The 20879-nt window shown below is 68.3% G+C and carries 20 protein-coding genes; 19 read left to right on the forward strand and 1 reads right to left on the reverse strand.

What is annotated here, in order from left to right:
- The first annotated feature begins 15 nt into the window (after nt 1-15).
- The 19 genes from ACWDAG_RS34635 to ACWDAG_RS34725 all read left to right on the forward strand — a co-directional run bounded on the left by ACWDAG_RS34635 (nt 16) and on the right by ACWDAG_RS34725 (nt 18677).
- Nucleotides 16-1887, forward strand: coding sequence for a trypsin-like serine protease (locus ACWDAG_RS34635; protein ID WP_450699510.1), 1872 nt, complete (start codon nt 16-18; stop codon nt 1885-1887).
- 211 nt (nt 1888-2098) lie between these two features.
- On the forward strand, nt 2099-3238 hold the full coding sequence (locus tag ACWDAG_RS34640; RefSeq protein ID WP_450699511.1) for an LCP family protein: 1140 nt from the start codon (nt 2099-2101) through the stop codon (nt 3236-3238).
- Nucleotides 3239-3437: 199 nt separating this feature from the next.
- Entirely contained in the window at nt 3438-3662 is a 225-nt protein-coding gene (rpmE, locus tag ACWDAG_RS34645) for a 50S ribosomal protein L31 (RefSeq protein WP_019753312.1), read from the forward strand.
- Between the two features lie 106 nt (nt 3663-3768).
- Nucleotides 3769-4845, forward strand: coding sequence for a peptide chain release factor 1 (gene prfA, locus ACWDAG_RS34650; RefSeq protein WP_450699512.1), 1077 nt, complete (start codon nt 3769-3771; stop codon nt 4843-4845).
- Between the two features lie 39 nt (nt 4846-4884).
- Nucleotides 4885-5730, forward strand: coding sequence for a peptide chain release factor N(5)-glutamine methyltransferase (prmC, locus tag ACWDAG_RS34655; RefSeq protein WP_450699513.1), 846 nt, complete (start codon nt 4885-4887; stop codon nt 5728-5730).
- A gap of 61 nt (nt 5731-5791) precedes the next feature.
- Nucleotides 5792-6439 (forward strand): L-threonylcarbamoyladenylate synthase, encoded by a 648-nt coding sequence (locus ACWDAG_RS34660; protein ID WP_450699514.1) that lies wholly within the window; start codon nt 5792-5794, stop codon nt 6437-6439.
- Nucleotides 6436-7113 carry an arsenate reductase/protein-tyrosine-phosphatase family protein gene (locus ACWDAG_RS34665; protein WP_450699515.1) on the forward strand — a complete coding sequence of 226 codons (678 nt, stop codon included), beginning with the start codon at nt 6436-6438 and terminating at the stop codon, nt 7111-7113. The genes ACWDAG_RS34660 and ACWDAG_RS34665 overlap by 4 nt, the downstream gene beginning before the upstream one ends.
- Before the next feature lie 135 nt (nt 7114-7248).
- Nucleotides 7249-8487: a serine hydroxymethyltransferase gene (locus ACWDAG_RS34670; RefSeq protein ID WP_450699516.1), complete on the forward strand. Its 1239-nt coding sequence runs from the start codon at nt 7249-7251 to the stop codon at nt 8485-8487.
- A 150-nt stretch (nt 8488-8637) separates the two neighbouring features.
- Nucleotides 8638-9960 (forward strand): MraY family glycosyltransferase, encoded by a 1323-nt coding sequence (locus ACWDAG_RS34675; protein WP_450699517.1) that lies wholly within the window; start codon nt 8638-8640, stop codon nt 9958-9960.
- 322 nt (nt 9961-10282) lie between these two features.
- The gene (locus tag ACWDAG_RS34680) at nt 10283-10720 is read left to right on the forward strand and encodes a hypothetical protein (protein WP_450699518.1); all 438 of its coding nucleotides are present in this window, start codon (nt 10283-10285) and stop codon (nt 10718-10720) included.
- Between the two features lie 273 nt (nt 10721-10993).
- On the forward strand, nt 10994-11764 hold the full coding sequence (gene atpB, locus ACWDAG_RS34685; protein WP_450699555.1) for a F0F1 ATP synthase subunit A: 771 nt from the start codon (nt 10994-10996) through the stop codon (nt 11762-11764).
- A gap of 70 nt (nt 11765-11834) precedes the next feature.
- Nucleotides 11835-12071, forward strand: a complete 237-nt coding sequence (locus ACWDAG_RS34690) for an ATP synthase subunit c family protein (RefSeq protein WP_310766993.1) — start codon at nt 11835-11837, stop codon at nt 12069-12071.
- Nucleotides 12072-12110: 39 nt separating this feature from the next.
- Nucleotides 12111-12662, forward strand: a complete 552-nt coding sequence (locus ACWDAG_RS34695) for a F0F1 ATP synthase subunit B (RefSeq protein ID WP_450699519.1) — start codon at nt 12111-12113, stop codon at nt 12660-12662.
- A complete protein-coding gene (locus ACWDAG_RS34700; protein ID WP_450699520.1) occupies nt 12659-13474 on the forward strand; it encodes a F0F1 ATP synthase subunit delta in 816 nt (271 codons plus the stop codon). The genes ACWDAG_RS34695 and ACWDAG_RS34700 overlap by 4 nt, the downstream gene beginning before the upstream one ends.
- A 138-nt stretch (nt 13475-13612) precedes the next feature.
- Entirely contained in the window at nt 13613-15202 is a 1590-nt protein-coding gene (gene atpA / locus ACWDAG_RS34705) for a F0F1 ATP synthase subunit alpha (RefSeq protein WP_450699521.1), read from the forward strand.
- Nucleotides 15203-15223: 21 nt separating this feature from the next.
- Nucleotides 15224-16141 carry a F0F1 ATP synthase subunit gamma gene (locus ACWDAG_RS34710; RefSeq protein WP_450699522.1) on the forward strand — a complete coding sequence of 306 codons (918 nt, stop codon included), beginning with the start codon at nt 15224-15226 and terminating at the stop codon, nt 16139-16141.
- Nucleotides 16141-17577 (forward strand): F0F1 ATP synthase subunit beta, encoded by a 1437-nt coding sequence (atpD, locus tag ACWDAG_RS34715; protein WP_450699523.1) that lies wholly within the window; start codon nt 16141-16143, stop codon nt 17575-17577. Before ACWDAG_RS34710 ends, atpD begins: the two co-directional genes overlap by 1 nt.
- Nucleotides 17578-17710: 133 nt before the next feature.
- The gene (locus tag ACWDAG_RS34720) at nt 17711-18088 is read left to right on the forward strand and encodes a F0F1 ATP synthase subunit epsilon (RefSeq protein WP_123967497.1); all 378 of its coding nucleotides are present in this window, start codon (nt 17711-17713) and stop codon (nt 18086-18088) included.
- Between the two features lie 142 nt (nt 18089-18230).
- Nucleotides 18231-18677, forward strand: coding sequence for a DUF2550 domain-containing protein (locus tag ACWDAG_RS34725; RefSeq protein ID WP_450699524.1), 447 nt, complete (start codon nt 18231-18233; stop codon nt 18675-18677).
- A gap of 274 nt (nt 18678-18951) precedes the next feature.
- Here ACWDAG_RS34725 and ACWDAG_RS34730 read toward each other — a convergent pair whose 3' ends face one another.
- Nucleotides 18952-20775, reverse strand: a complete 1824-nt coding sequence (locus tag ACWDAG_RS34730; RefSeq protein ID WP_450699525.1) for a glycosyl hydrolase family 18 protein — start codon at nt 20773-20775, stop codon at nt 18952-18954.
- Nucleotides 20776-20879 lie beyond the last annotated feature (104 nt).

Genomic DNA, 20879 nt, shown 5'->3' on the forward strand with positions numbered 1-20879 from the left:
CTGGGGGGACTTCCCTTGACTACACCCCTGTCCGGCGGTCGTCACAGACGCCGGATACGCATCGCCCTGCCCGTCGCCGCCGCGGGTGTCGCGGCCGCGGTCGCCGCCCTGCTGACGGTCTCGTCCGCGGGCGCGGCGACGGCCTCGGCGGACCCGACGGTCAAGCCCGGCAAGAGCTCGGCATCGCTGACCGACCTGACGGACCGCGTCGCGGGCGCACTCGCCACCGACAAGGACTTCAAGAAGGCGTCGAAGACCAAGGACACGAAGACGGACGGCTCGGCCACGTCCGCCACGTCTTCGACCCCGTCCGGGTCCTCGTCGGCCTCGACCGTCAGCCCGATGGTCATCGGCGGCACCACCACGAGCATCACCTCGGCGCCGTGGATGGCCCAGCTCTGGTACTACGACGACAAGGGCACCAGCGACACCGGCGACGATGTCGGCTTCTTCTGCGGTGGCACCGTCGTGGCGCCCACGAAGATCCTCACCGCCTCGCACTGCGTCCACGGCTACAACTGGCACGCGTACGGAGCGATCGTCACCGGCACCGACCAGCTGCCCACCACCGACAGCTCGGGCAACACCGACCTGCACGGCGGCACGGTCTCCGGCGTGTGGCGGCAGTGGAACCACCCGTCGTACAACTCGACGACCGTCGACAACGACGTAGCCGTCCTGACCCTGGCCGCCCCGATCACCGCCACGCCGATCCGCATGGCGACGTCGACCGACACGGCGTCCTACGCGGCCGGCACCAACGCCAAGGTCTACGGCTGGGGCCGCACCAGCTCCACCAGCAACGACATCTCGCAGACCCTGCAGAGCGCCACGCTGCCCATCCAGTCCGACAGCACCTGCTCCGGCTACTACAGCAGCGACTTCATCGCGGGGCACATGGTCTGCGCGGGCAACCCGGCGACCGGCAGCGACTCCGGCACCACCACGGCCTGCAACGGCGACTCCGGTGGACCGCTGATCGTGGGCAACCGCATTGTGGGCATCGTGTCGTGGGGCGTGCAGGACTGCGTCGCCAAGGGCGCGTACAGCGTGTTCACCAAGGTGAAGGCGTACGTCGGCGCCGCCTACCCGCGCATCGACGACACCAACCTCAGCGACGGCTCCACCTCCACCCCTGACGGCAAGGCCGACCTGTTCGTGCGCGAGCACTCCACGAACACCGGCTACGAGAAGGACTCCAAGGGCACCTCGTTCGCGGCCCGCGTCTCCTGGGGCAGCTTCAGCGGCTACAACACGATCCTGCAGACGGACCTCAACCGGGACGGCTACCAGGACTTCGTTCTGCGCCGCAGCAGCGACGGGGCGGTCTTCTGGCTCCACTACATCCCGTCCACCCAGAGCTGGAGCAAGAGCCTGCTCTTCAGCAACTGGTCCACCCGCAAGTTCACCGTCGCCCCCGGTGACGTCACCGGCGACTACCTGCCCGACCTGCTCTCGGTCGACTCCGGCGGCACGCTGTGGATCTACCCGGGCAAGGGCAACGGCACCTTCGCCAGCCCCGTCAAGGTCGGCTCCGGCTGGGGCCAGTACAACTCCCTGCGCGGCCACGGCGACTTCAACGGCGACGGCAGGGCCGACCTGATCGCCCGCCAGAGCAGCACCGGCGACGTGTACCTGTACCGGGGCACCGGCACGGCCGGCTCGGGCGCCTTCGCCTCGCGGATCAAGGTGCGCAGCGCCTGGACCGGCTACAACACCTTCGACGCGGTCGGCGACATCACCGGTGACGGCAAGGCCGACTTCCTGGCCCGTACGTCCGCCGGCACGCTTTATCTGTACCCGGGCACCGGTAAGGCCACGAGCGAGATCTTTGCCACAAGGATCTCGGTCGGTACCGGTTTCCAGGCATACGACCTCTTCGGCTGAAACAGCAGGTGAGCGGGTTACGCCCGTAAAGCTCTGTGACGCTCTGTGCCCAGCCTTCCACGGGTTGGGCACAGAGCGTCGTGCAACCCTTTCTCGAGTTCCTCCGTCTGACCCGACGGAGTGACGATGGTGCGGTACGACGCGCATCCGAGTACCGACAGGCCTGTCCCTGAACGCAGGGGGTAACCGACCGGACGAGAACGAGGAGCACATGTCCGCCGAGAGCACGCCGGAACCCGGCATACCGGGAGAGTCCGGCACCCACGGCACACGCGGCCGCGCCAAGGGCCGTCGCCGCAAGCCCCGCAGCAAGCGCCGTAAAGGCCTGCTGATCGCGGCGTGGACCGCCGCGGGCATCGTCGTGCTGGGCGGCACCGGAGCCGGATACCTGTACTTCAAGCTCAACGGCAACATCAAGAGCGTCGACATCGACTCGGCCCTGGGCACGGACCGGCCGACGAAGGTCGACAACGGCTCCGAGAACATCCTGGTCCTCGGCTCGGACAGCCGCTCGGGCAGCAACAAGAAGCTCGGCGGCGGCACCGACGACGGCAGCGCCCGCTCCGACACGGCGATGATCGTGCACGTCTACAAGGGCCACAAGAAGGCCAGTGTGGTCTCCATGCCCCGCGACACCCTCATCGACCGCCCCGAGTGCACCGACACGAAGGGCAGGACGTATCCCGCCGCCTCCGGCGTCATGTTCAACACCGCGTACTCCACCGGCGGCGCCGCCTGCGCCGTGAAGACGGTGGAGTCGATCAGCGGGCTGCGCATGGACCACTACCTCGAGGTCGACTTCAGCGGCTTCGAGAAGCTCATCGACGAGCTCGGCGGCGTCCCGGTCACCACGACCAAGAACATCAAGGACTCCCAGAGCCATCTGAACCTCAAGGCCGGCACGCACAAGCTCGACGGCGAGCAGGCCCTCGGCCTGGTCCGCACCAGGCACGGCGTCGGCGACGGCTCCGACCTCGGCCGCATCCAGCTCCAGCAGGCCTTCATCAAGGCCCTGGTCAACCAGGTCAAGCACGTCGGCATCTTCACCAGCCCGAAGAAGCTCTACGACCTGGCCGACACCGCCACCAAGGCCGTGACGACCGACTCCGACCTGGGTTCGGTCAACTCCCTCATGGGCTTCGCGAACGGCCTCAAGAGCATCAGCTCGAACAACATGCACATGATCACGATGCCGGTCCAGTACGACCCGTCGAACCCGAACCGCGTGATCGTGGAGAAGACCAAGGCCCAACAGGTCTGGACGGCTCTCAAGAACGACCAGCAGATCCCGAGGTCGGCCACGCAAGGTACGGCCACGGGCGAAGCCAAGGGCGTGGTCACCGCCGGGTAGTCAGGGGCGCGGGGCTGTGTCGATTTGCGGCTCCGCCGCGTGGGCGCGATCAACCCCCACCGGCCCGCAGGGAATAGATCACCCGAACCCCCGGTTTTGGGGGATGGCCCCAGTCCTGGCAGACTGGTACGTCGGCCCCGGTTCACGCGCCCGCACCCCGCGGAAGCGACCCGGCGCCCTCCCGAAACTAGGAGACACCTTGAAGCGCGACATCCACCCCGAGTACGTCGAGACGCAGGTCAGCTGCACCTGTGGCGCGTCGTTCACCACCCGCAGCACGATCTCCAGCGGCACCATCCGCGCCGAGGTCTGCTCCGAGTGCCACCCGTTCTACACGGGCAAGCAGAAGATCCTCGACACCGGTGGCCGCGTGGCCCGCTTCGAGGCCCGCTTCGGCAAGGCTGCTGCCGGCTCCAAGAAGTAGCTGGCTCCCATCCGCCGGTCCACGGCCACGCCCTTCACAGGCGTGCCGGGACCGGCGTTTTTGGTCGCCCGCCTTCCCCCTTTTCCACGCAGTACAGGAGCCCAAGATGTTCGAGGCCGTCGAGGAACTCGTCGGTGAGCACGCCGACCTGGAGACGAAGCTCGCCGACCCGTCGGTCCACGCCGACCAGGCCAACGCGCGCAAGCTGAACAAGCGCTACGCCGAGCTCACCCCGATCGTCGCCACGTACCGCTCCTGGAAGCAGACCGGCGACGACATCGAGACGGCGAAGGAATTCGCCGCCGACGACCCGGACTTCGCGGCCGAGGTCAAGGAGCTGGAGAAGCAGCGCGAGGAACTCACCGAGAAGCTGCGCCTGCTGCTCGTGCCCCGGGACCCGTCCGACGACAAGGACGTGATCCTCGAGATCAAGGCCGGCGCCGGCGGCGACGAGTCCGCACTCTTCGCCGGCGACCTGCTGCGCATGTACCTCCGGTACGCCGAGCGCGTCGGCTGGAAGACCGAGATCATCGACGCCACCGAGTCCGAGCTGGGCGGCTACAAGGACGTCCAGGTCGCCGTGAAGACCAAGGGCGGCCAGGGCGCCACCGAGCCCGGGCAGGGCGTCTGGGCCCGACTGAAGTACGAGGGCGGCGTGCACCGCGTGCAGCGCGTGCCGGCCACCGAGTCCCAGGGCCGTATCCACACCTCCGCGGCCGGTGTGCTGGTCACGCCCGAGGCCGAGGAGGTCGACGTCGAGATCAACCCGAACGACCTCCGCATCGACGTCTACCGCTCCTCCGGACCCGGCGGCCAGTCCGTCAACACCACCGACTCCGCGGTGCGCATCACGCACATTCCGACCGGAGTCGTCGCCTCCTGCCAGAACGAGAAGAGCCAGCTGCAGAACAAGGAGCAGGCGATGCGTATCCTGCGCTCCAGGCTGCTCGCAGCGGCGCAGGAGGAGGCGGAGAGGGAAGCCGCCGACGCCCGCCGCAGCCAGGTCCGCACCGTCGACCGCTCCGAGAAGATCCGCACGTACAACTTCCCGGAGAATCGCATCTCGGACCACCGCGTCGGCTTCAAGTCCTACAACCTGGACCAGGTCCTGGACGGCGACCTCGACGCGGTGATCCAGGCATGCGTCGACGCCGACTCGGCGGCGAAGCTGGCGGCTGCATAAAGGCGCCTGCGCACGACCCAGTACGACACGGAGGAATGCGTGAACCTGCTGCTCGCAGAGGTGGCACAGGCCACCCAGCGGCTGGCCGACGCCGGCGTGCCCTCGCCGCGCAACGACGCGGAGGAGCTCGCCGCGTTCGTGCACGGCGTGAAGCGGGGCCAGCTGCACTCCGTGAAGGACTCGGACTTCGACGCCCGCTACTGGGAGGTCATCGCCCGGCGCGAGCAGCGTGAGCCGCTGCAGCACATCACCGGGCGGGCCTACTTCCGCTACCTCGAACTCCAGGTGGGACCGGGCGTGTTCGTGCCGCGGCCCGAGACCGAGTCCGTGGTCGGATGGGCCATAGACGCCGTACGCGCCATGGACGTCGTGGAGCCCTGCATCGTCGACCTGTGCACCGGCTCCGGCGCCATCGCGCTCGCCCTCGCCCAGGAGGTCCCGCGCTCGCGCGTGCACGCCGTGGAGCTGTCCGAGGAAGCCCTCCAGTGGACCCGCAAGAACGTGGAGGGCTCGCGCGTCGACCTGCGCCAGGGCAACGCCCTGGACGCCTTCCCCGACCTCGACGGCCAGGTCGACCTGGTCATCTCCAACCCGCCGTACATCCCGCTGACCGAATGGGAGTACGTCGCTCCCGAGGCGCGGGACTACGATCCCGAACTCGCCCTGTTCTCGGGGGAGGACGGCCTCGATCTCATCCGCGGTCTGGAACGGACCGCACACCGGCTCCTGCGCCCGGGCGGTGTCGTCGTCATCGAGCACGCCGACACCCAGGGCGGCCAGGTGCCGTGGATCTTCACCGAGGAGCGGGGCTGGGCCGACGCGGCCGACCACCCGGACCTCAACAACCGCCCCCGGTTCGCGACGGCCCGCAAGGCACTGCCGTGACCGCCCCGACGACCCACTTCCCGATGTACGTGTACTTCGTGTACGAGGAGGCCCGCTAGACATGGCTCGGCGATACGACACCAACGACGCGACGGACCGCACGACCGGTCTGCGCGAAGCCGCGTCCGCCGTCCGCCGTGGCGAGCTCGTGGTCCTCCCGACCGACACGGTGTACGGCATCGGCGCCGACGCGTTCTCCTCGGAGGCGGTCGCCGACCTGCTGGACGCCAAGGGCCGGGGCCGCAACATGCCCACCCCCGTGCTGATCGGGTCCCCGAACACGCTCCACGGTCTCGTCACCGACTTCTCCGAGCTGGCCTGGGAACTCGTCGACGCCTTCTGGCCGGGCGCGCTCACCCTCGTCGCCAAGCACCAGCCGTCCCTGCAGTGGGACCTGGGGGACACCCGGGGCACGGTCGCCATCCGGATGCCGCTGCACCCGGTCGCCATCGAGCTGCTGACCGAGGTCGGCCCCATGGCCGTCTCCTCGGCGAACCTGACCGGCCACCCCGCTCCCGAGGACTGCGACGCCGCGCAGGAGATGCTCGGCGACTCGGTCTCCGTCTACCTCGACGGCGGCCCGACCCCCGGCAACGTGCCGTCCTCCATCGTCGACGTCACCCGCCCGGTGCCGGTGCTGCTGCGCGAGGGCGCGATCTCGCCGGACGAGCTGCGGAAGGTCGTACCCGACCTCGAGGTGGCGAATTGACGGCCCCTGACGCGGGGCGTGGCATAGGCAACGGGGTAGAGAAGGGGAACCTGTTCGAACAGGGCCTTCCCATGACCAACTTCCGCATCCTCCACGTCAGCACCGGCAACGTGTGCCGCTCGCCGATCACCGAGCGGCTGACCCGTCATGCCCTGGCGGCCCGGCTCGGCGACCCCCTGTGGGGCGGGCTGATCGTGGAGAGCGCGGGCACCTGGGGGCACGAGGGCGCGCCCATGGAGGCCAACGCGGAGGCGGTCCTCGCCGACTTCGGCGCGGACGCCTCCGGCTTCATGGGCCGCGAACTCCTCGACGAGCACGTCATCATGGCCGACCTCGTCCTGACGGCGACCCGCGACCACCGCTCCCAGGTCATCTCCATGGGCCATTCGGCGGGCCTGCGCACCTTCACCCTGAAGGAGTTCACCCGCCTGGTGATGGCGATAGACCCCGCGACCCTGCCGCCCCTGGAGGACGGCGTGGTGGCACGCGCGCGTGCGCTGGTGCGGGCTGCGGCGGCTCTACGCGGGTGGCTCCTGGCCCCGACCGCCGAGGCGGACGAGGTGTACGACCCGTACGGCGCCCCGCTGACCTTCTTCCGGTCCATCGGGGAGGAGATACACCAGGCGCTGGATCCGGTGGTGACGGCGCTGACGGGGGTGCCTGCGCGCGCCTGACGCCGGACGCGTCGGGATGGGGCTCCGGTCGTCACAGCGCTCACCGGGGTACCTGCGAAGGCGTAACAACCGAGCACCTCACCGGTACCGGGCCTACATTGGTCGTACGTCACCGTCGACGCCCCGGAGCCCATCATGCCGGTCACTCATACCCTCGAGGCCGATGTCCTGCGCCGGCAGGACCCGGAGCTGGCCGAGATCCTGCTCGGCGAGTTCGACCGGCAGTCGACGACGCTGCAGCTCATCGCCGCCGAGAACTTCTCCTCGCCCGCGGTGCTGGCCGCGCTCGGCTCGCCGCTGGCCAACAAGTACGCCGAGGGGTACCCGGGCGCCCGCCATCACGGCGGCTGCGAGATCGTCGACGTCGCCGAGCGCCTCGCCGTGGACCGCGCGAAGGCGCTGTTCGGCGCCGAGCACGCCAATGTGCAGTCGCACTCCGGGTCTTCGGCCGTCCTCGCCGCGTACGCGGCACTCCTGCGGCCCGGCGACACGGTCCTCGCCCTCGGCCTCCCGTACGGCGGCCACCTCACGCACGGCTCGCCCGCGAACTTCTCCGGCCGCTGGTTCGACTTCGTCGGCTACGGCGTCGACGCGGAGACCGGGCTCATCGACTACGACCAGGTGCGCACCCTCGCCCGGACGCACCGCCCCAAGGCGATCGTGTGCGGCTCCATCGCCTATCCCCGGCACATCGACTACGCCCTCTTCCGTGAGATCGCCGACGAGGTCGGGGCGTATCTCATCGCCGACGCCGCCCATCCCATAGGGCTCGTCGCCGGGGGAGCGGCGCCCAGCCCGGTGCCGTACGCCGATGTCGTCTGCGCGACCACGCACAAGGTGCTGCGGGGGCCGCGCGGCGGGATGATCCTGTGCGGCGCCGAGCTCGCCGAGCGGGTCGACCGGGCGGTTTTCCCCTTCACCCAGGGCGGCGCGCAGATGCACACCATCGCCGCCAAGGCCGTCGCGTTCGGCGAGGCGGCAACACCGGCGTTCAGGTTGTACGCCCATCAGGTGGTCGCCAATGCCCGCGCACTGGCGGCTGTGCTGGCCGCCGAGGGCATGGTCGTCACCACCGGCGGCACGGACACCCATCTGATCACCGCCGACCCGGCGCCCCTCGGCGTCGACGGACGCACCGCGCGCGGACGCCTCGCCGCGGCCGGAATGGTCCTGGACTGCTGTGCACTGCCGCACGGGGACGCCCGCGGCCTGCGGCTCGGCACGGCGGCCGTGACCACCCAGGGAATGGGAGAGGAGGAGATGGCGTACATCGCCGCACTCTTCGCGGGCGTGCTGCGCGGCGAGGTCGAGAGCCAGAAGGCGCGTGATCAGGTGCGTGAGCTCACCGGTGGATTTCAGCCGTACACCGGCTGACCGGGGGTAGACGCACCTGCGTACCACTGGGTGCAGCCTGCGTGCACAGGCACGCGTGCAACCATCGTGGCTACCCGGCAGTCCCCATTGATATGCGTGCGTCGCTAGGGTGTGGGGCTGAGATGGCCAGCGAGACCTGTGGGGAAGCCTGTGCGTGAATACCTGCTGACGCTCTGTATCACGGCCGCGGTGACGTATCTGCTGACAGGGCCGGTACGTAAGTTCGCGATCGTGGCCGGAGCCATGCCGGAGATCAGGGCCCGTGACGTGCACCGGGAGCCCACTCCGCGCCTCGGCGGGATCGCCATGTTCTTCGGTCTGTGCGCGGGCCTGCTGGTCGCGGACCATCTCACCAACCTCAACGAGGTCTTCGAGAAGTCCAACGAACCGCGGGCGCTGCTCTCCGGAGCGGCGCTCATCTGGCTCATCGGCGTCCTGGACGACAAGTTCGAGATCGACGCGCTGATCAAGCTCGGCGGCCAGATGATCGCCGCGGGCGTGATGGTCATGCAGGGTCTGACCATCCTGTGGCTGCCGGTCCCCGGCGCCGGCACCGTCGCCCTGACCCAGTGGCAGGGCACCCTGCTGACGGTGGCGCTGGTCGTCATCACCATCAACGCGGTCAACTTCGTCGACGGCCTGGACGGCCTGGCCTCCGGCATGGTGTGCATCGCCGCCGCGGCGTTCTTCATGTACGCCTACCGCATCTGGTACTCGTACGGCATCGAGGCCGCCGCCCCCGCCACGCTGTTCGCGGCCATCCTGATGGGCATGTGCCTGGGCTTCCTGCCGCACAACATGCACCCCGCGCGCATCTTCATGGGCGACTCGGGCTCGATGCTGATCGGACTGGTCCTGGCCGCGGGCGCGATCTCCATCACGGGGCAGGTCGACCCGGACAGCCTGTTCGGCGGGTCCCAGCGGCAGACGGTGCACCACATGGTCCCGGTCTACATCCCGCTGCTGCTGCCGCTGACGATCATCGCGATCCCCGCCGCCGACCTGGTGCTGGCCATCGTGCGCCGCACCTGGCGCGGCCAGTCGCCGTTCGCCGCGGACCGCGGCCATCTGCACCACCGCCTGCTGGAGATCGGCCACTCGCACAGCAGGGCCGTTCTCATCATGTACTTCTGGTCGGCGCTGATCGCCTTCGGTGCCCTGGCGTACTCGGTCAACTCGGCGTCCATGTGGATCGTCCTGGGCATCATGTTCCTCAGCGCCGTCGGCCTGCTGCTTCTCCTGCTGCCGCGCTTCACCCCGCGCGCCCCGCGCTGGGCCGAGCACTTCGTGCCGCCGCGCTACCGCCGCGGCAGGGCCGTCGCCGAATCCGCCTCCACCCCCGCGCACGCGGCCGCGCTCGAAGAGGAGCAGCGCGCACCGGTCGCGGCAGGGGTGGCAGGGGTCAACGGTGCGACCGCCCTCGGCGCCCGTCCGCGCTTCCTGGACCGGCGCAAGGCCGGTACCCCTCGCTGACCGTGCCTGACCGTGCACTGACCTGAGCAAGGTAAGAATCTGACTAGAGCATTGCCAACTCGTGGGGGAGCAAAGCTCCCCAATACCAGACAAGTCGGTTCTGTTTCTGCACAGACGCGCACTGTCACTCTCATGTGTGACAGCAAGCACACCGACTAGGTAAAGACCGCATCAAATAGTTTGTGATACGGTTCACGAGAACCCCGGAGAGAGCTGAAGGACCGTAGTGCGACGGTCCATTGGCCGTGAGTTCCCCTCTCGATCCGGGACTACGCTCGTCCATGACGACACCCTGCCCCCCTGCGAAAGCGGAGTTGCCGCCATGCCGTCCAATGACGCCCGGAACCTCTTGCAGACCGCTGTACCCACAGCGGCTGTCGGCGCGATCGTCGTCGCCGTCAGCGCTGGGGTCGCGGGCGGCAAGGGTGCGCTCGGCGCGGTGGTCGGCACGCTGCTCGCGATCCTGTTCATGGGAATCGGTCTGTACGTCCTGCAGTGGACGGCAAAAACGCTCCCGCAGTTGTTCCAGGCCATGGGGCTGATGCTCTACGTCGCTCAGCTCCTGCTGCTCCTGATCTTCGTGGCCGTCTTCAAGGACACCACCCTCTTCAATGCGAAGACGTTCGCCGTCTCGCTCGTTGTCGCGACTGTCGTGTGGATGGCTGCGCAGGCTCGTGCGCACATGAAAGCCAAGCTCTTCTACATCGACCCCGACTCCGAGAAGAGTGGAAAGTCCGAGAAGACAGGGTCGTCGTCGTGAGGGACAGGGGCGGGAAAAAGGCTTGTGAGATCTCCTGCTATCGTCCGGTGCCAACTGCGGCATCGCGGGCGCGGGCATCTGAGCTGACGCCTGCTCAATCGCGAGGCTTGATGCCCCCCAGCCGCCCTCACATCCGTAACACCAGTCCAGTGCCGACCCGCGGCTGCGCGCCGCGCCGACACAACGAGGTTGCCGTACCCATGCGTCACGCCGAAGGAGCCCGCGGTGAGTGCTGACCAGACCCAGCTCGCCTTTGACTGGAGTTGTCGGATCATGTCCGACAACGGGTGTGGCTTCCCGGCTCCGGGTCTGCACTCGTTCCTCTTCAAGCCGATCGCCACGGTCGGAGGGGTCGAGTTCAACAAGGTGATGCTGCTTGCGCTCATCACCAGCCTGCTCGTCGTCACCTTCTTCTGGGCGGCCTTCGGCAAGGCGAAGGTGGTCCCGGGCAAGCTGCAGATGGTCGGCGAGGCCGGTTACGACTTCGTGCGCCGCGGCATCGTCTACGAGACTCTCGGCAAGCGCGAGGGCGAGAAGTGGGTGCCGCTCATGGTGTCCCTCTTCTTCTTCATCTGGATCATGAACATCTGGTCCGTGATCCCGCTGGCACAGTTCCCGGTGTCGTCGGTCTTCGCCTTCCCGGTCGTCCTGGCCGGGGTCGTCTGGCTCCTGTGGGTCGGACTCACCTTCAAGCGCCACGGCTTCGTCGGCTTTTTCAAGAACATCACGGGCTATGACAAGTCGCTCGGCGCGGTGTTGCCGCTCGTCATGGTCATCGAGTTCTTCTCGAACCTCTTCGTCCGCCCGTTCACGCATGCGGTGCGACTCTTCGCCAACATGTTCGCGGGTCACCTGATGCTGGTGATGTTCACCGTCGCCTCCTGGTACCTGCTGAACAGCTACATGATCCCGGCCGCCGGCGTCTCGTTCGTGATGACCGTGATCATGATCCTCTTCGAGCTCTTCGTGCAGGCCGTCCAGGCGTACGTCTTCGTGCTGCTGGCCTGCTCGTACATTCAGGGTGCTCTCGCCGAGCACCACTGAGCCCCACCCCCAACCCCCAGCCGTCCGGTGGTCAACCCCCACCGGTCCGTAAAGAGAAGGAAGATTCAGCATGGCTGCCACTGAGACCCTCGCCGCTGTCTCCGGTTCCATCGGTTCGGTCGGTTACGGCCTCGCTGCCATCGGCCCCGGCGTCGGCGTCGGCATCATCTTCGGTAACGGCACCCAGGCCCTCGCCCGTCAGCCCGAGGCTGCCGGCCTGATCCGTGCCAACCAGATCCTCGGCTTCGCCTTCTGCGAGGCGCTCGCCCTCATCGGCATCGTTATGCCGTTCGTGTTCGGTCAGTAATTCACTCCTGACCCACACGAAGCGACGAAAGGCACTGATGTGATCGCCAACCACTTGGTACAGCTCGCGGCCGAGGAGAAGCAGAACCCCCTCGTCCCGGCTGGTCCCGAGCTGCTCGTCGGCGCCATTGCCTTCGCCATCGTGTTCTTCTTCTTCTGGAAGAAGCTGCTCCCGAACATCAACAAGGTTCTGGAGGAGCGCCGCGAGGCGATCGAAGGTGGCATCGAGAAGGCCGAGGCCGCTCAGGTCGAGGCGCAGAGCGTCCTTGAGCAGTACAAGGCCCAGCTCGCCGAGGCCCGGCACGAGGCCGCGCGTCTGCGCCAGGAGGCGCAGGAGCAGGGTGCCGCGCTCATCGCCGAGATGCGCGCCGAGGGCCAGCGGCAGCGCGAGGAGATCGTCGCCGCCGGTCACGCGCAGATCGAGGCCGACCGCAAGGCCGCCGCGTCCGCGCTGCGGCAGGACGTCGGTCACCTCGCGACCGAGCTGGCCGGCAAGCTCGTCGGCGAGTCCCTTGAGGACCACGCCCGACAGAGCCGCGTCATCGACCGCTTCCTCGACGAGCTCGAGGAGAAGGCCGAGGCCACCCGATGAACGGAGCGAGCCGCGAGGCCCTGGCAGCCGCACGCGAGCGTCTCGACGCGCTGACGGACTCCACGTCCGCCGACGCGACGAAGCTCGCCGACGAGCTGTCCGCCGTCACCGCGCTGCTCGACCGCGAGGTGTCGCTGCGTCGGGTCCTCACCGACCCGGCGCAGGCCGGTGAGGCGAAGGCCGAGCTGGCCCAGCGCCTGCTCGGCTCCCAGGTCGGCGGGGCGACTGCCGACCTGGTGTCCGGCATGGTGCGCTCCCGCTGGTCGCAGTCTCGTGACCTGGTGGACGCGCTGGAGCAGCTGGCGGACACCGCCGAGCTCACCGCCGCGCAGAAGAGGGGCGCGCTCGACGACGTCGAGGACGAGCTGTTCCGCTTCGGGCGGATCGTCTCCTCGAACACCGAGCTGCGCGCCGCGCTGACCGACCGCGCCGCCACCACCGCGGCCAAGACCGAGCTGCTGCACCGGCTGCTCGGCCGTCGGGCCGTCCCGTCGACCGAGCGTCTGGTGACGCGCCTTGTGACCGCGCCGCGGGGACGTAGCCTGGAGGCGGGACTTGAGTCCCTGTCCAAGCTCGCCGCCGAGCGCCGGGACCGGCTGGTCGCCGTCGTGACCTCGGCGGTGCCGCTGAGCGACGCGCAGAAGCAGCGCCTGGGCGCCGCTCTCGCGAAGCTCTACGGCCACACGATGCACCTCAACATCGACGTGGACCCCGAGGTCCTCGGTGGGATGCGGGTGCAGGTCGGCGACGAGGTCATCAACGGCTCGATCGCGGACCGCATCGAGGACGCCGGCCGCCGCCTGGCGGGCTGAGCAGCAACTTCATAAGCAGAACAGCAGTACAGCAGTACGTACCTACGGCCCGGTTGGGTCGTGCAGAGGATTCCTGGGGGTCGCCCCCAGACCCCCAAGTTGAAACTTCGGGCCCAACAAGGAGAGCAGGGAACCCAGATGGCGGAGCTCACGATCCGGCCGGAGGAGATCCGGGACGCGCTGGAGAACTTCGTCCAGTCGTACAAGCCGGACGCGGCCTCGCGCGAGGAGGTCGGTACGGTCACCCTTGCCGGCGACGGCATCGCGAAGGTCGAGGGTCTGCCCTCGGCCATGGCCAACGAACTGCTGAAGTTCGAGGACGGCACCCTCGGCCTCGCCCTCAACCTCGAGGAGCGCGAGATCGGTGCCATCGTGCTCGGCGAGTTCGCCGGCATCGAGGAGGGCCAGCCGGTCACCCGCACCGGTGAGGTCCTGTCCGTCGCCGTCGGCGAGGGTTACCTCGGCCGCGTCGTCGACCCGCTCGGCAACCCGATCGACGGCCTCGGCGAGATCGAGACCACCGGTCGCCGCGCCCTCGAGCTGCAGGCCCCCACGGTCATGCAGCGCAAGTCGGTGCACGAGCCGATGGAGACCGGCTACAAGGCCGTCGACGCGATGACCCCGATCGGCCGTGGCCAGCGCCAGCTGATCATCGGTGACCGCCAGACCGGCAAGACCGCCCTGGCCGTCGACACCATCATCAACCAGCGCGACAACTGGCGCTCGGGCGACGTGAACAAGCAGGTCCGCTGCATCTACGTCGCCATCGGCCAGAAGGGCTCGACCATCGCGTCGGTCCGCCGCGCGCTGGAGGAGAACGGCGCGCTCGAGTACACGACCATCGTCGCCGCCCCCGCGTCGGACCCGGCCGGCTTCAAGTACCTGGCGCCGTACACCGGTTCGGCCATCGGTCAGCAGTGGATGTACGAGGGCAAGCACGTCCTCATCATCTTCGACGACCTGTCGAAGCAGGCCGACGCCTACCGCGCCGTGTCGCTGCTGCTGCGCCGCCCGCCGGGCCGCGAGGCCTACCCGGGTGACGTCTTCTACCTGCACTCCCGTCTGCTGGAGCGCTGCGCGAAGCTCTCCGACGACATGGGCAAGGGCTCGATGACGGGTCTGCCGATCGTCGAGACCAAGGCCAACGACGTCTCGGCGTTCATCCCGACCAACGTCATCTCCATCACCGACGGCCAGTGCTTCCTGGAGTCGGACCTGTTCAACGCCGGTCAGCGCCCCGCGCTGAACGTCGGTATCTCCGTCTCCCGAGTCGGTGGTTCCGCGCAGCACAAGGCGATGAAGCAGGTCTCCGGCCGTCTGCGCGTCGACCTCGCCCAGTTCCGTGAGCTGGAGGCGTTCGCCGCCTTCGGTTCCGACCTGGACGCCGCGTCGAAGGCGCAGCTGGAGCGCGGTCAGCGCATGGTCGAGCTGCTGAAGCAGGCTCAGTACCAGCCGATGTCGACCGAGGACCAGGTCGTCTCGGTGTGGGCCGGCACCACCGGCAAGATGGACGACGTCCCGGTCGCCGACATCCGCCGCTTCGAGAAGGAGCTCCTGGAGTACCTGCACCGCAAGGAGCAGGGCCTCATGACCTCCATCCGCGAGGGCGGCAAGCTGTCGGACGACACCCTCACCGCTGTTGCCGACGCGATCGCCGACTTCAAGAAGCAGTTCGAGACCTCGGACGGCAAGCTTCTCGGCGAGGACGCCCCGGCCGCCGCCAAGTGACGTAAGGAAGGGACCTGACTCATGGGAGCCCAGCTCCGGGTCTACAAGCGTCGCATCCGATCCGTCACCGCGACCAAGAAGATCACCAAGGCGATGGAGATGATCGCCGCCTCGCGCGTCGTCAAGGCGCAGCGCAAGGTGGCGGCCTCCACGCCGTACGCGCAGGAACTGACGCGTGCGGTCACGGCGGTCGGTACCGGCTCGAACACCAAGCACCCGCTGACCACGCAGGCCGAGACGGTCACGCGGTCCGCGGTGCTGCTCCTCACGAGCGACCGTGGTCTCGCCGGTGCCTTCAACTCCAACGCCATCAAGGCGGCGGAGCAGCTCACCGAGCGGCTGGAGCGCGAGGGCAAGGAGGTCGACATCTACATCGTCGGCCGCCGCGGTCTCGCCCACTACAACTTCCGTGAGCGCAAGGTCGCGGAGTCGTGGACCGGCTTCACCGACGAGCCCACGTACGCGGACGCCAAGAAGGTCGCGGCCCCGCTGATCGAGGCCATCGAGACCGAGACGGCCGAGGGCGGCGTGGACGAACTCCACATCGTCTTCACCGAGTTCGTGTCGATGATGACGCAGACGGCCCTCGACGACCGTCTGCTGCCGCTCAGCCTCGAAGAGGTGGCGAAGGAAGCAGCCCCCCAGGGCGAGATCCTTCCGCTGTACGACTTCGAGCCCTCGGCGGAGGACGTCCTCGACGCCCTGCTGCCGCGCTACGTGGAGAGCCGCATCTACAACGCGCTGCTCCAGTCGGCCGCCTCCAAGCACGCCGCCACGCGGCGCGCGATGAAGTCGGCCACCGACAACGCGGGCGAGCTGATCACCACGCTCTCCCGACTTGCCAACGCGGCCCGCCAGGCCGAAATCACCCAGGAAATCAGCGAGATCGTCGGTGGCTCCGCAGCCCTGGCCGACGCGACCGCGGGGAGTGACAGGTAATGACGACGACAGTTGAGACGGCCGTTGCCACGGGCCGCGTCGCCCGGGTCATCGGCCCGGTCGTCGACGTGGAGTTCCCCGTCGACGCGATGCCGGAAATCTACAACGCCCTTCACGTCGAGGTGGCCGACCCGGCCAACGCCGGCGAGAAGAAGACGCTGACCCTGGAGGTCGCCCAGCACCTGGGTGACGGCCTGGTCCGCACGATCTCCATGCAGCCCACCGACGGTCTGGTCCGCCAGGCCCCGGTGACCGACACGGGCAACTCCATCACCGTGCCGGTCGGCGACTTCACCAAGGGCAAGGTGTTCAACACCCTCGGTGAGGTGCTGAACGTCGACGAGAAGTACGAGGGCGAGCGCTGGGGCATCCACCGCAAGGCCCCGAACTTCGACGAGCTCGAGTCGAAGACCGAGATGTTCGAGACCGGCGTCAAGGTCATCGACCTGCTGACCCCGTATGTCAAGGGCGGCAAGATCGGTCTGTTCGGCGGCGCCGGCGTCGGCAAGACGGTGCTCATCCAGGAGATGATCTACCGCGTCGCCAACAACCACGACGGTGTATCCGTGTTCGCCGGTGTCGGCGAGCGCACCCGTGAGGGCAACGACCTCATCGAGGAGATGTCCGACTCGGGCGTCATCGACAAGACCGCGCTGGTCTTCGGTCAGATGGACGAGCCCCCGGGCACCCGTCTGCGCGTGGCCCTCGCGGGTCTGACCATGGCGGAGTACTTCCGCGATGTGCAGAAGCAGGACGTGCTGTTCTTCATCGACAACATCTTCCGCTTCACGCAGGCCGGTTCCGAGGTGTCGACCCTGCTCGGCCGTATGCCCTCCGCGGTGGGCTACCAGCCGAACCTGGCCGACGAGATGGGTCTCCTCCAGGAGCGCATCACCTCGACCCGTGGTCACTCGATCACCTCGATGCAGGCGATCTACGTCCCCGCGGACGACCTGACCGACCCGGCCCCGGCCACCACCTTCGCCCACCTCGACGCGACGACGGTTCTGTCCCGTCCGATCTCCGAGAAGGGTATCTACCCGGCCGTGGACCCGCTGGACTCCACGTCCCGCATCCTGGACCCGCGCTACATCGCGCAGGACCACTACGACGCCGCCATGCGCGTCAAGACGATCCTGCAGAAGTACAAGGACCTCCAGGACATCATCGCGATCCTCGGTATCGACGAGCTCGGTGAGGAGGACAAGATCGTCGTCCACCGTGCCCGTCGCGTGGAGCGCTTCCTGTCCCAGAACACCCACGTCGCCAAGCAGTTCACCGGCGTCGACGGGTCGGACGTCCCGCTGGACGAGTCGATCGCGGCCTTCAACGCGATCTGCGACGGCGAGTACGACCACTTCCCGGAGCAGGCGTTCTTCATGTGCGGTGGCATCGAGGACCTCAAGGCCAACGCCAAGGAGCTGGGCGTCTCCTGAACTCCCTGAGTTCGAATTGAGCCCTACGGCTCATGTGTGAGGGGGCGGGGCACGTCCCGCCCCCTCTCTCACGCCCACTAGACTTGTAACCAACACCCGGCCGAACCGCCGGGTGGTGACCCGAGGAGCCACCTTGGCTGCTGAGCTGCACGTCGCGCTGGTCGCGGCCGACCGAGAGGTCTGGTCCGGCGAGGCCACCCTGGTCGTCGCGCGCACCACGTCCGGCGACATCGGCGTCATGCCCGGTCACCAGCCGCTGCTCGGTGTGCTGGAGTCGGGCCCGGTGACCATCCGTACGAGTGATGGTGGAACGGTCGTCGCCGCGGTGCACGGCGGTTTCATCTCGTTCGCGGACAACAAGCTGTCGCTGCTGGCCGAGATCGCCGAGCTGTCGGACGAGATCGATGTCCAGCGCGCGGAGCGCGAGCTGGAGCGCGCGAAGGCGGAGGGCGATGCCTCTGCCGAGCGTCGCGCGGACGTACGACTGCGTGCGGCGACGGCGACCCGCTGAAGCCGTACACCGTGTGAAGACGTCACTCAGCCGCGGCCGGCACCGGAGCAATCCGGAGCCGACCGCGGCTGAGGCAGATATAAGGGTTTTTTCCGTTCCGTTACCTATTTTCGGTACCTAGGAGACGAGGAGGTCGGTGTCGATGGTCCTCGCTCTGACTGTGTGTGGAGTCGTGGTCGCCCTTGTGGTGCTGGGGTTGTTCGTCTTCGGCCTGCGCCGCAGACTGATCCAGCGCTCGGGCGGCACCTTCGACTGCAGCCTGCGCTGGGACGTCCCGGAGAAACCCGACACCAGCGGAAAAGGCTGGAGCTACGGAGTCGCCCGCTACAACGGTGACCGCATCGAGTGGTACCGCGTCTTCTCCTACGCCTACCGCCCGCGCCGCATCCTGGAACGCGCAGCGATCGAGGTCGCCGGCCGTCGCCTCCCCGAGGGCGAGGAGGAGCTGGCGCTGCTCTCCGACGCGGTGATCCTCACCTGTATGCACCGGGGCACGCGTCTCGAGCTCGCGATGAGCGAAGACGCGCTGACCGGGTTCCTCGCGTGGCTGGAGGCAGCTCCGCCCGGGCAACGGGTGAATGTCGCCTAATTCCCTGCCCGTTGCATGGGGGTGCCCCCGGACGAAGTCTGGGCGAGCGTCAACGTGGCCTGACGGACCGGGTGTTGGGCGTCGGCCTGACCGACGACGACGGTGTGCGGCTCGGGGCTGAGCGACACCGTGACGTTGATCGGCCAGCCGGCCAGGAGATACGGACTGTCCCCGGGCGGGGGCCCACTGTCACCCGCCGTTCTGAGCACAGAGAGGCCCGCCGCGGACGGGCTCGTGGACCGTCCGCGGCGGGTGCGGGGCGAGGCTCGGACGATCAGCTCAGCCCGCTGCTGATGGCGCTCACCAGCTCGCCGTTGCCGGTGTCACCGCTGAACTCCCAGAAGAACGCGCCGCCGAGACCCTGGGACTTGGCCCAGCTCATCTTTCCGGCGATGGTCGACGGGGTGTCGTACGACCACCAGTTGCTGCCGCAGTGCGCGTACGCCGTGCCGGCGACGGTGCCGGTGGCCGGGCAGGACGTCTTGAGCACCTTGTAGTCCTCGATGCCCTGCTCGTACGTGCCCGCGGCCGGGCCCGTCGCGGTGCCGCCGGGGGCGTCCTGGGTCACGCCGGTCCAGCCGCGCCCGTAGAAGCCGATACCGATCAGCAGCTTGCTCGCGGGGACGCCGGCCGCCTTGTACTTGGCCATCGCGTCGGCCGTGGTGAACCCGGCCTTCGGGATACCGCTGTACGAGGTGAGCGGGGAGTGCGGGGCGGTCGGGCCCTGGGCGTCCCAGGCGCCGAAGAAGTCGTACGTCATCACGTTGTACCAGTTGACGTACTGTGAGGCGCCCGCGTAGTCGGCGGCCTCGATCTTGCCGCCGGACGAGCCGTCAGCGGTGACCGCGGCCGTGACCAGCGCGCCGGAGCCGAACTTGGCGCGCAGCGCCGACATCACGTTCTTGAAGGCCGCCGCGCCGCTGGTGTCGCAGGACAGGCCGCAGGCGTTCGGGTACTCCCAGTCGATGTCGATGCCGTCGAACACGTCCGCCCAGCGCGGGTCCTTGACCAGGTTGTAGCAGGAGTTGGCGAAGGCGGTCGGGTTGGCCGCCGCCTGCCCGAAGCCGCCGGACCAGGTCCAGCCGCCGAAGGACCACAGCACCTTGATGTTGGGGTACTTGGCCTTCAGCTCACGCAGCTGGTTGAAGTTGCCGCGCAGCGGCTGGTCCCAGGTGTCGGCCACGCCGCTCACCGACTGGTCGGCGGTGAAGGCCTTGTCGTAGTCGGCGTAGGAGTCGCCGATCGCGCACTGGCCGTTCGTCACGTTGCCGAAGGCGTAGTTGATGTGCGTGATCTTCGACGCGGATCCCGACGTCACCAGGTTCTTGACGTTGTAGTTGCGGCCGTAGATGCCCCACTCGGTGAAGTAGCCGAGCTTGACCGTGGAGCCGGAGGTCGGGGGAGTGGTCGTGCCACCCGTGGTGTGCACGGCGACCGAGCCGCTGACCGGGCCGGTCTGGCCCGCGGTGTCACGGGCCTGGACGGTGTAGGAATAGTCGCTGCCGGCGGTCAGGCCGGTGTCGGTGTACGAGGTCGTGGTGACCGTCGAGACGACCTTGCCGTCGCGCAGGACGTCGTAGTTCTTGATGCCCTTGTCGTCGGTGGCCGCCGACCAGGACAGCTTCACCGAGGTGTCGGTGACGGAGGAGGCAGTCGGGGTGCCCGGAGCGGAGGGGGCCGCGTCGCCGGGGACCGTGGTGCCGTCGCAACTGTCGCCGTTCAGCTTGCAGTTGGAGGGGGAGCCGGAGCCCGCGCCGTTGAAGCCGAAGGAGACGGAGGCGCCGGGGGCTATGGAGCCGTTGTAGGACTTGTTCTTGGCGGTCCAGTGGGTGCCGGAGGACGTGACGTCCGCGTCCCAGGCCGAGGTGACGGACGTACCGGAGGGGAAGTCCCACTCGACCGTCCAGGAGCTGATGGCCGTGGTGCCGGTGTTCTTCACCGTCCACTTGCCTTCGAAGCCGGTGCCCCAGTCCTGGGTCTTGGCGTAGGTCGCCGTCGCGGTGGTCGCGGCCTGGGCGGGGCCTGCGAGGCCGACCAGACCGGCCAGCGGCAGCAACAGGGTCGCGAAGCCTGCCGCGGCTCTGTGTCCGAAGCGCATGGTGCGCCTCCTATGGGGAGTTGGGGGGCATGACTGAGCCTTCACGCCCACAGTGCCGCGAGAATAGAAAGGTCTGGACCATCGGTCAATAGGTCTGGACCACT

The organism is Streptomyces sp. NPDC001157, from assembly GCF_053598255.1.

Coding starts and splice junctions, on each gene's coding strand:
- atpA (WP_450699521.1), top strand. CDS start 13,613: ATGGCGGAGCTCACGATCCGGCCGGAGGAGATCCGGGACGCGCTGGAG.
- ACWDAG_RS34710 (WP_450699522.1), top strand. CDS start 15,224: ATGGGAGCCCAGCTCCGGGTCTACAAGCGTCGCATCCGATCCGTCACC.
- ACWDAG_RS34670 (WP_450699516.1), top strand. CDS start 7,249: ATGCCGGTCACTCATACCCTCGAGGCCGATGTCCTGCGCCGGCAGGAC.
- atpD (WP_450699523.1), top strand. CDS start 16,141: ATGACGACGACAGTTGAGACGGCCGTTGCCACGGGCCGCGTCGCCCGG.
- atpB (WP_450699555.1), top strand. CDS start 10,994: ATGTCCGACAACGGGTGTGGCTTCCCGGCTCCGGGTCTGCACTCGTTC.
- ACWDAG_RS34660 (WP_450699514.1), top strand. CDS start 5,792: ATGGCTCGGCGATACGACACCAACGACGCGACGGACCGCACGACCGGT.
- prfA (WP_450699512.1), top strand. CDS start 3,769: ATGTTCGAGGCCGTCGAGGAACTCGTCGGTGAGCACGCCGACCTGGAG.
- ACWDAG_RS34680 (WP_450699518.1), top strand. CDS start 10,283: ATGCCGTCCAATGACGCCCGGAACCTCTTGCAGACCGCTGTACCCACA.
- ACWDAG_RS34700 (WP_450699520.1), top strand. CDS start 12,659: ATGAACGGAGCGAGCCGCGAGGCCCTGGCAGCCGCACGCGAGCGTCTC.
- ACWDAG_RS34725 (WP_450699524.1), top strand. CDS start 18,231: ATGGTCCTCGCTCTGACTGTGTGTGGAGTCGTGGTCGCCCTTGTGGTG.
- ACWDAG_RS34690 (WP_310766993.1), top strand. CDS start 11,835: ATGGCTGCCACTGAGACCCTCGCCGCTGTCTCCGGTTCCATCGGTTCG.
- ACWDAG_RS34640 (WP_450699511.1), top strand. CDS start 2,099: ATGTCCGCCGAGAGCACGCCGGAACCCGGCATACCGGGAGAGTCCGGC.
- ACWDAG_RS34730 (WP_450699525.1), bottom strand. CDS start 20,775: ATGCGCTTCGGACACAGAGCCGCGGCAGGCTTCGCGACCCTGTTGCTG.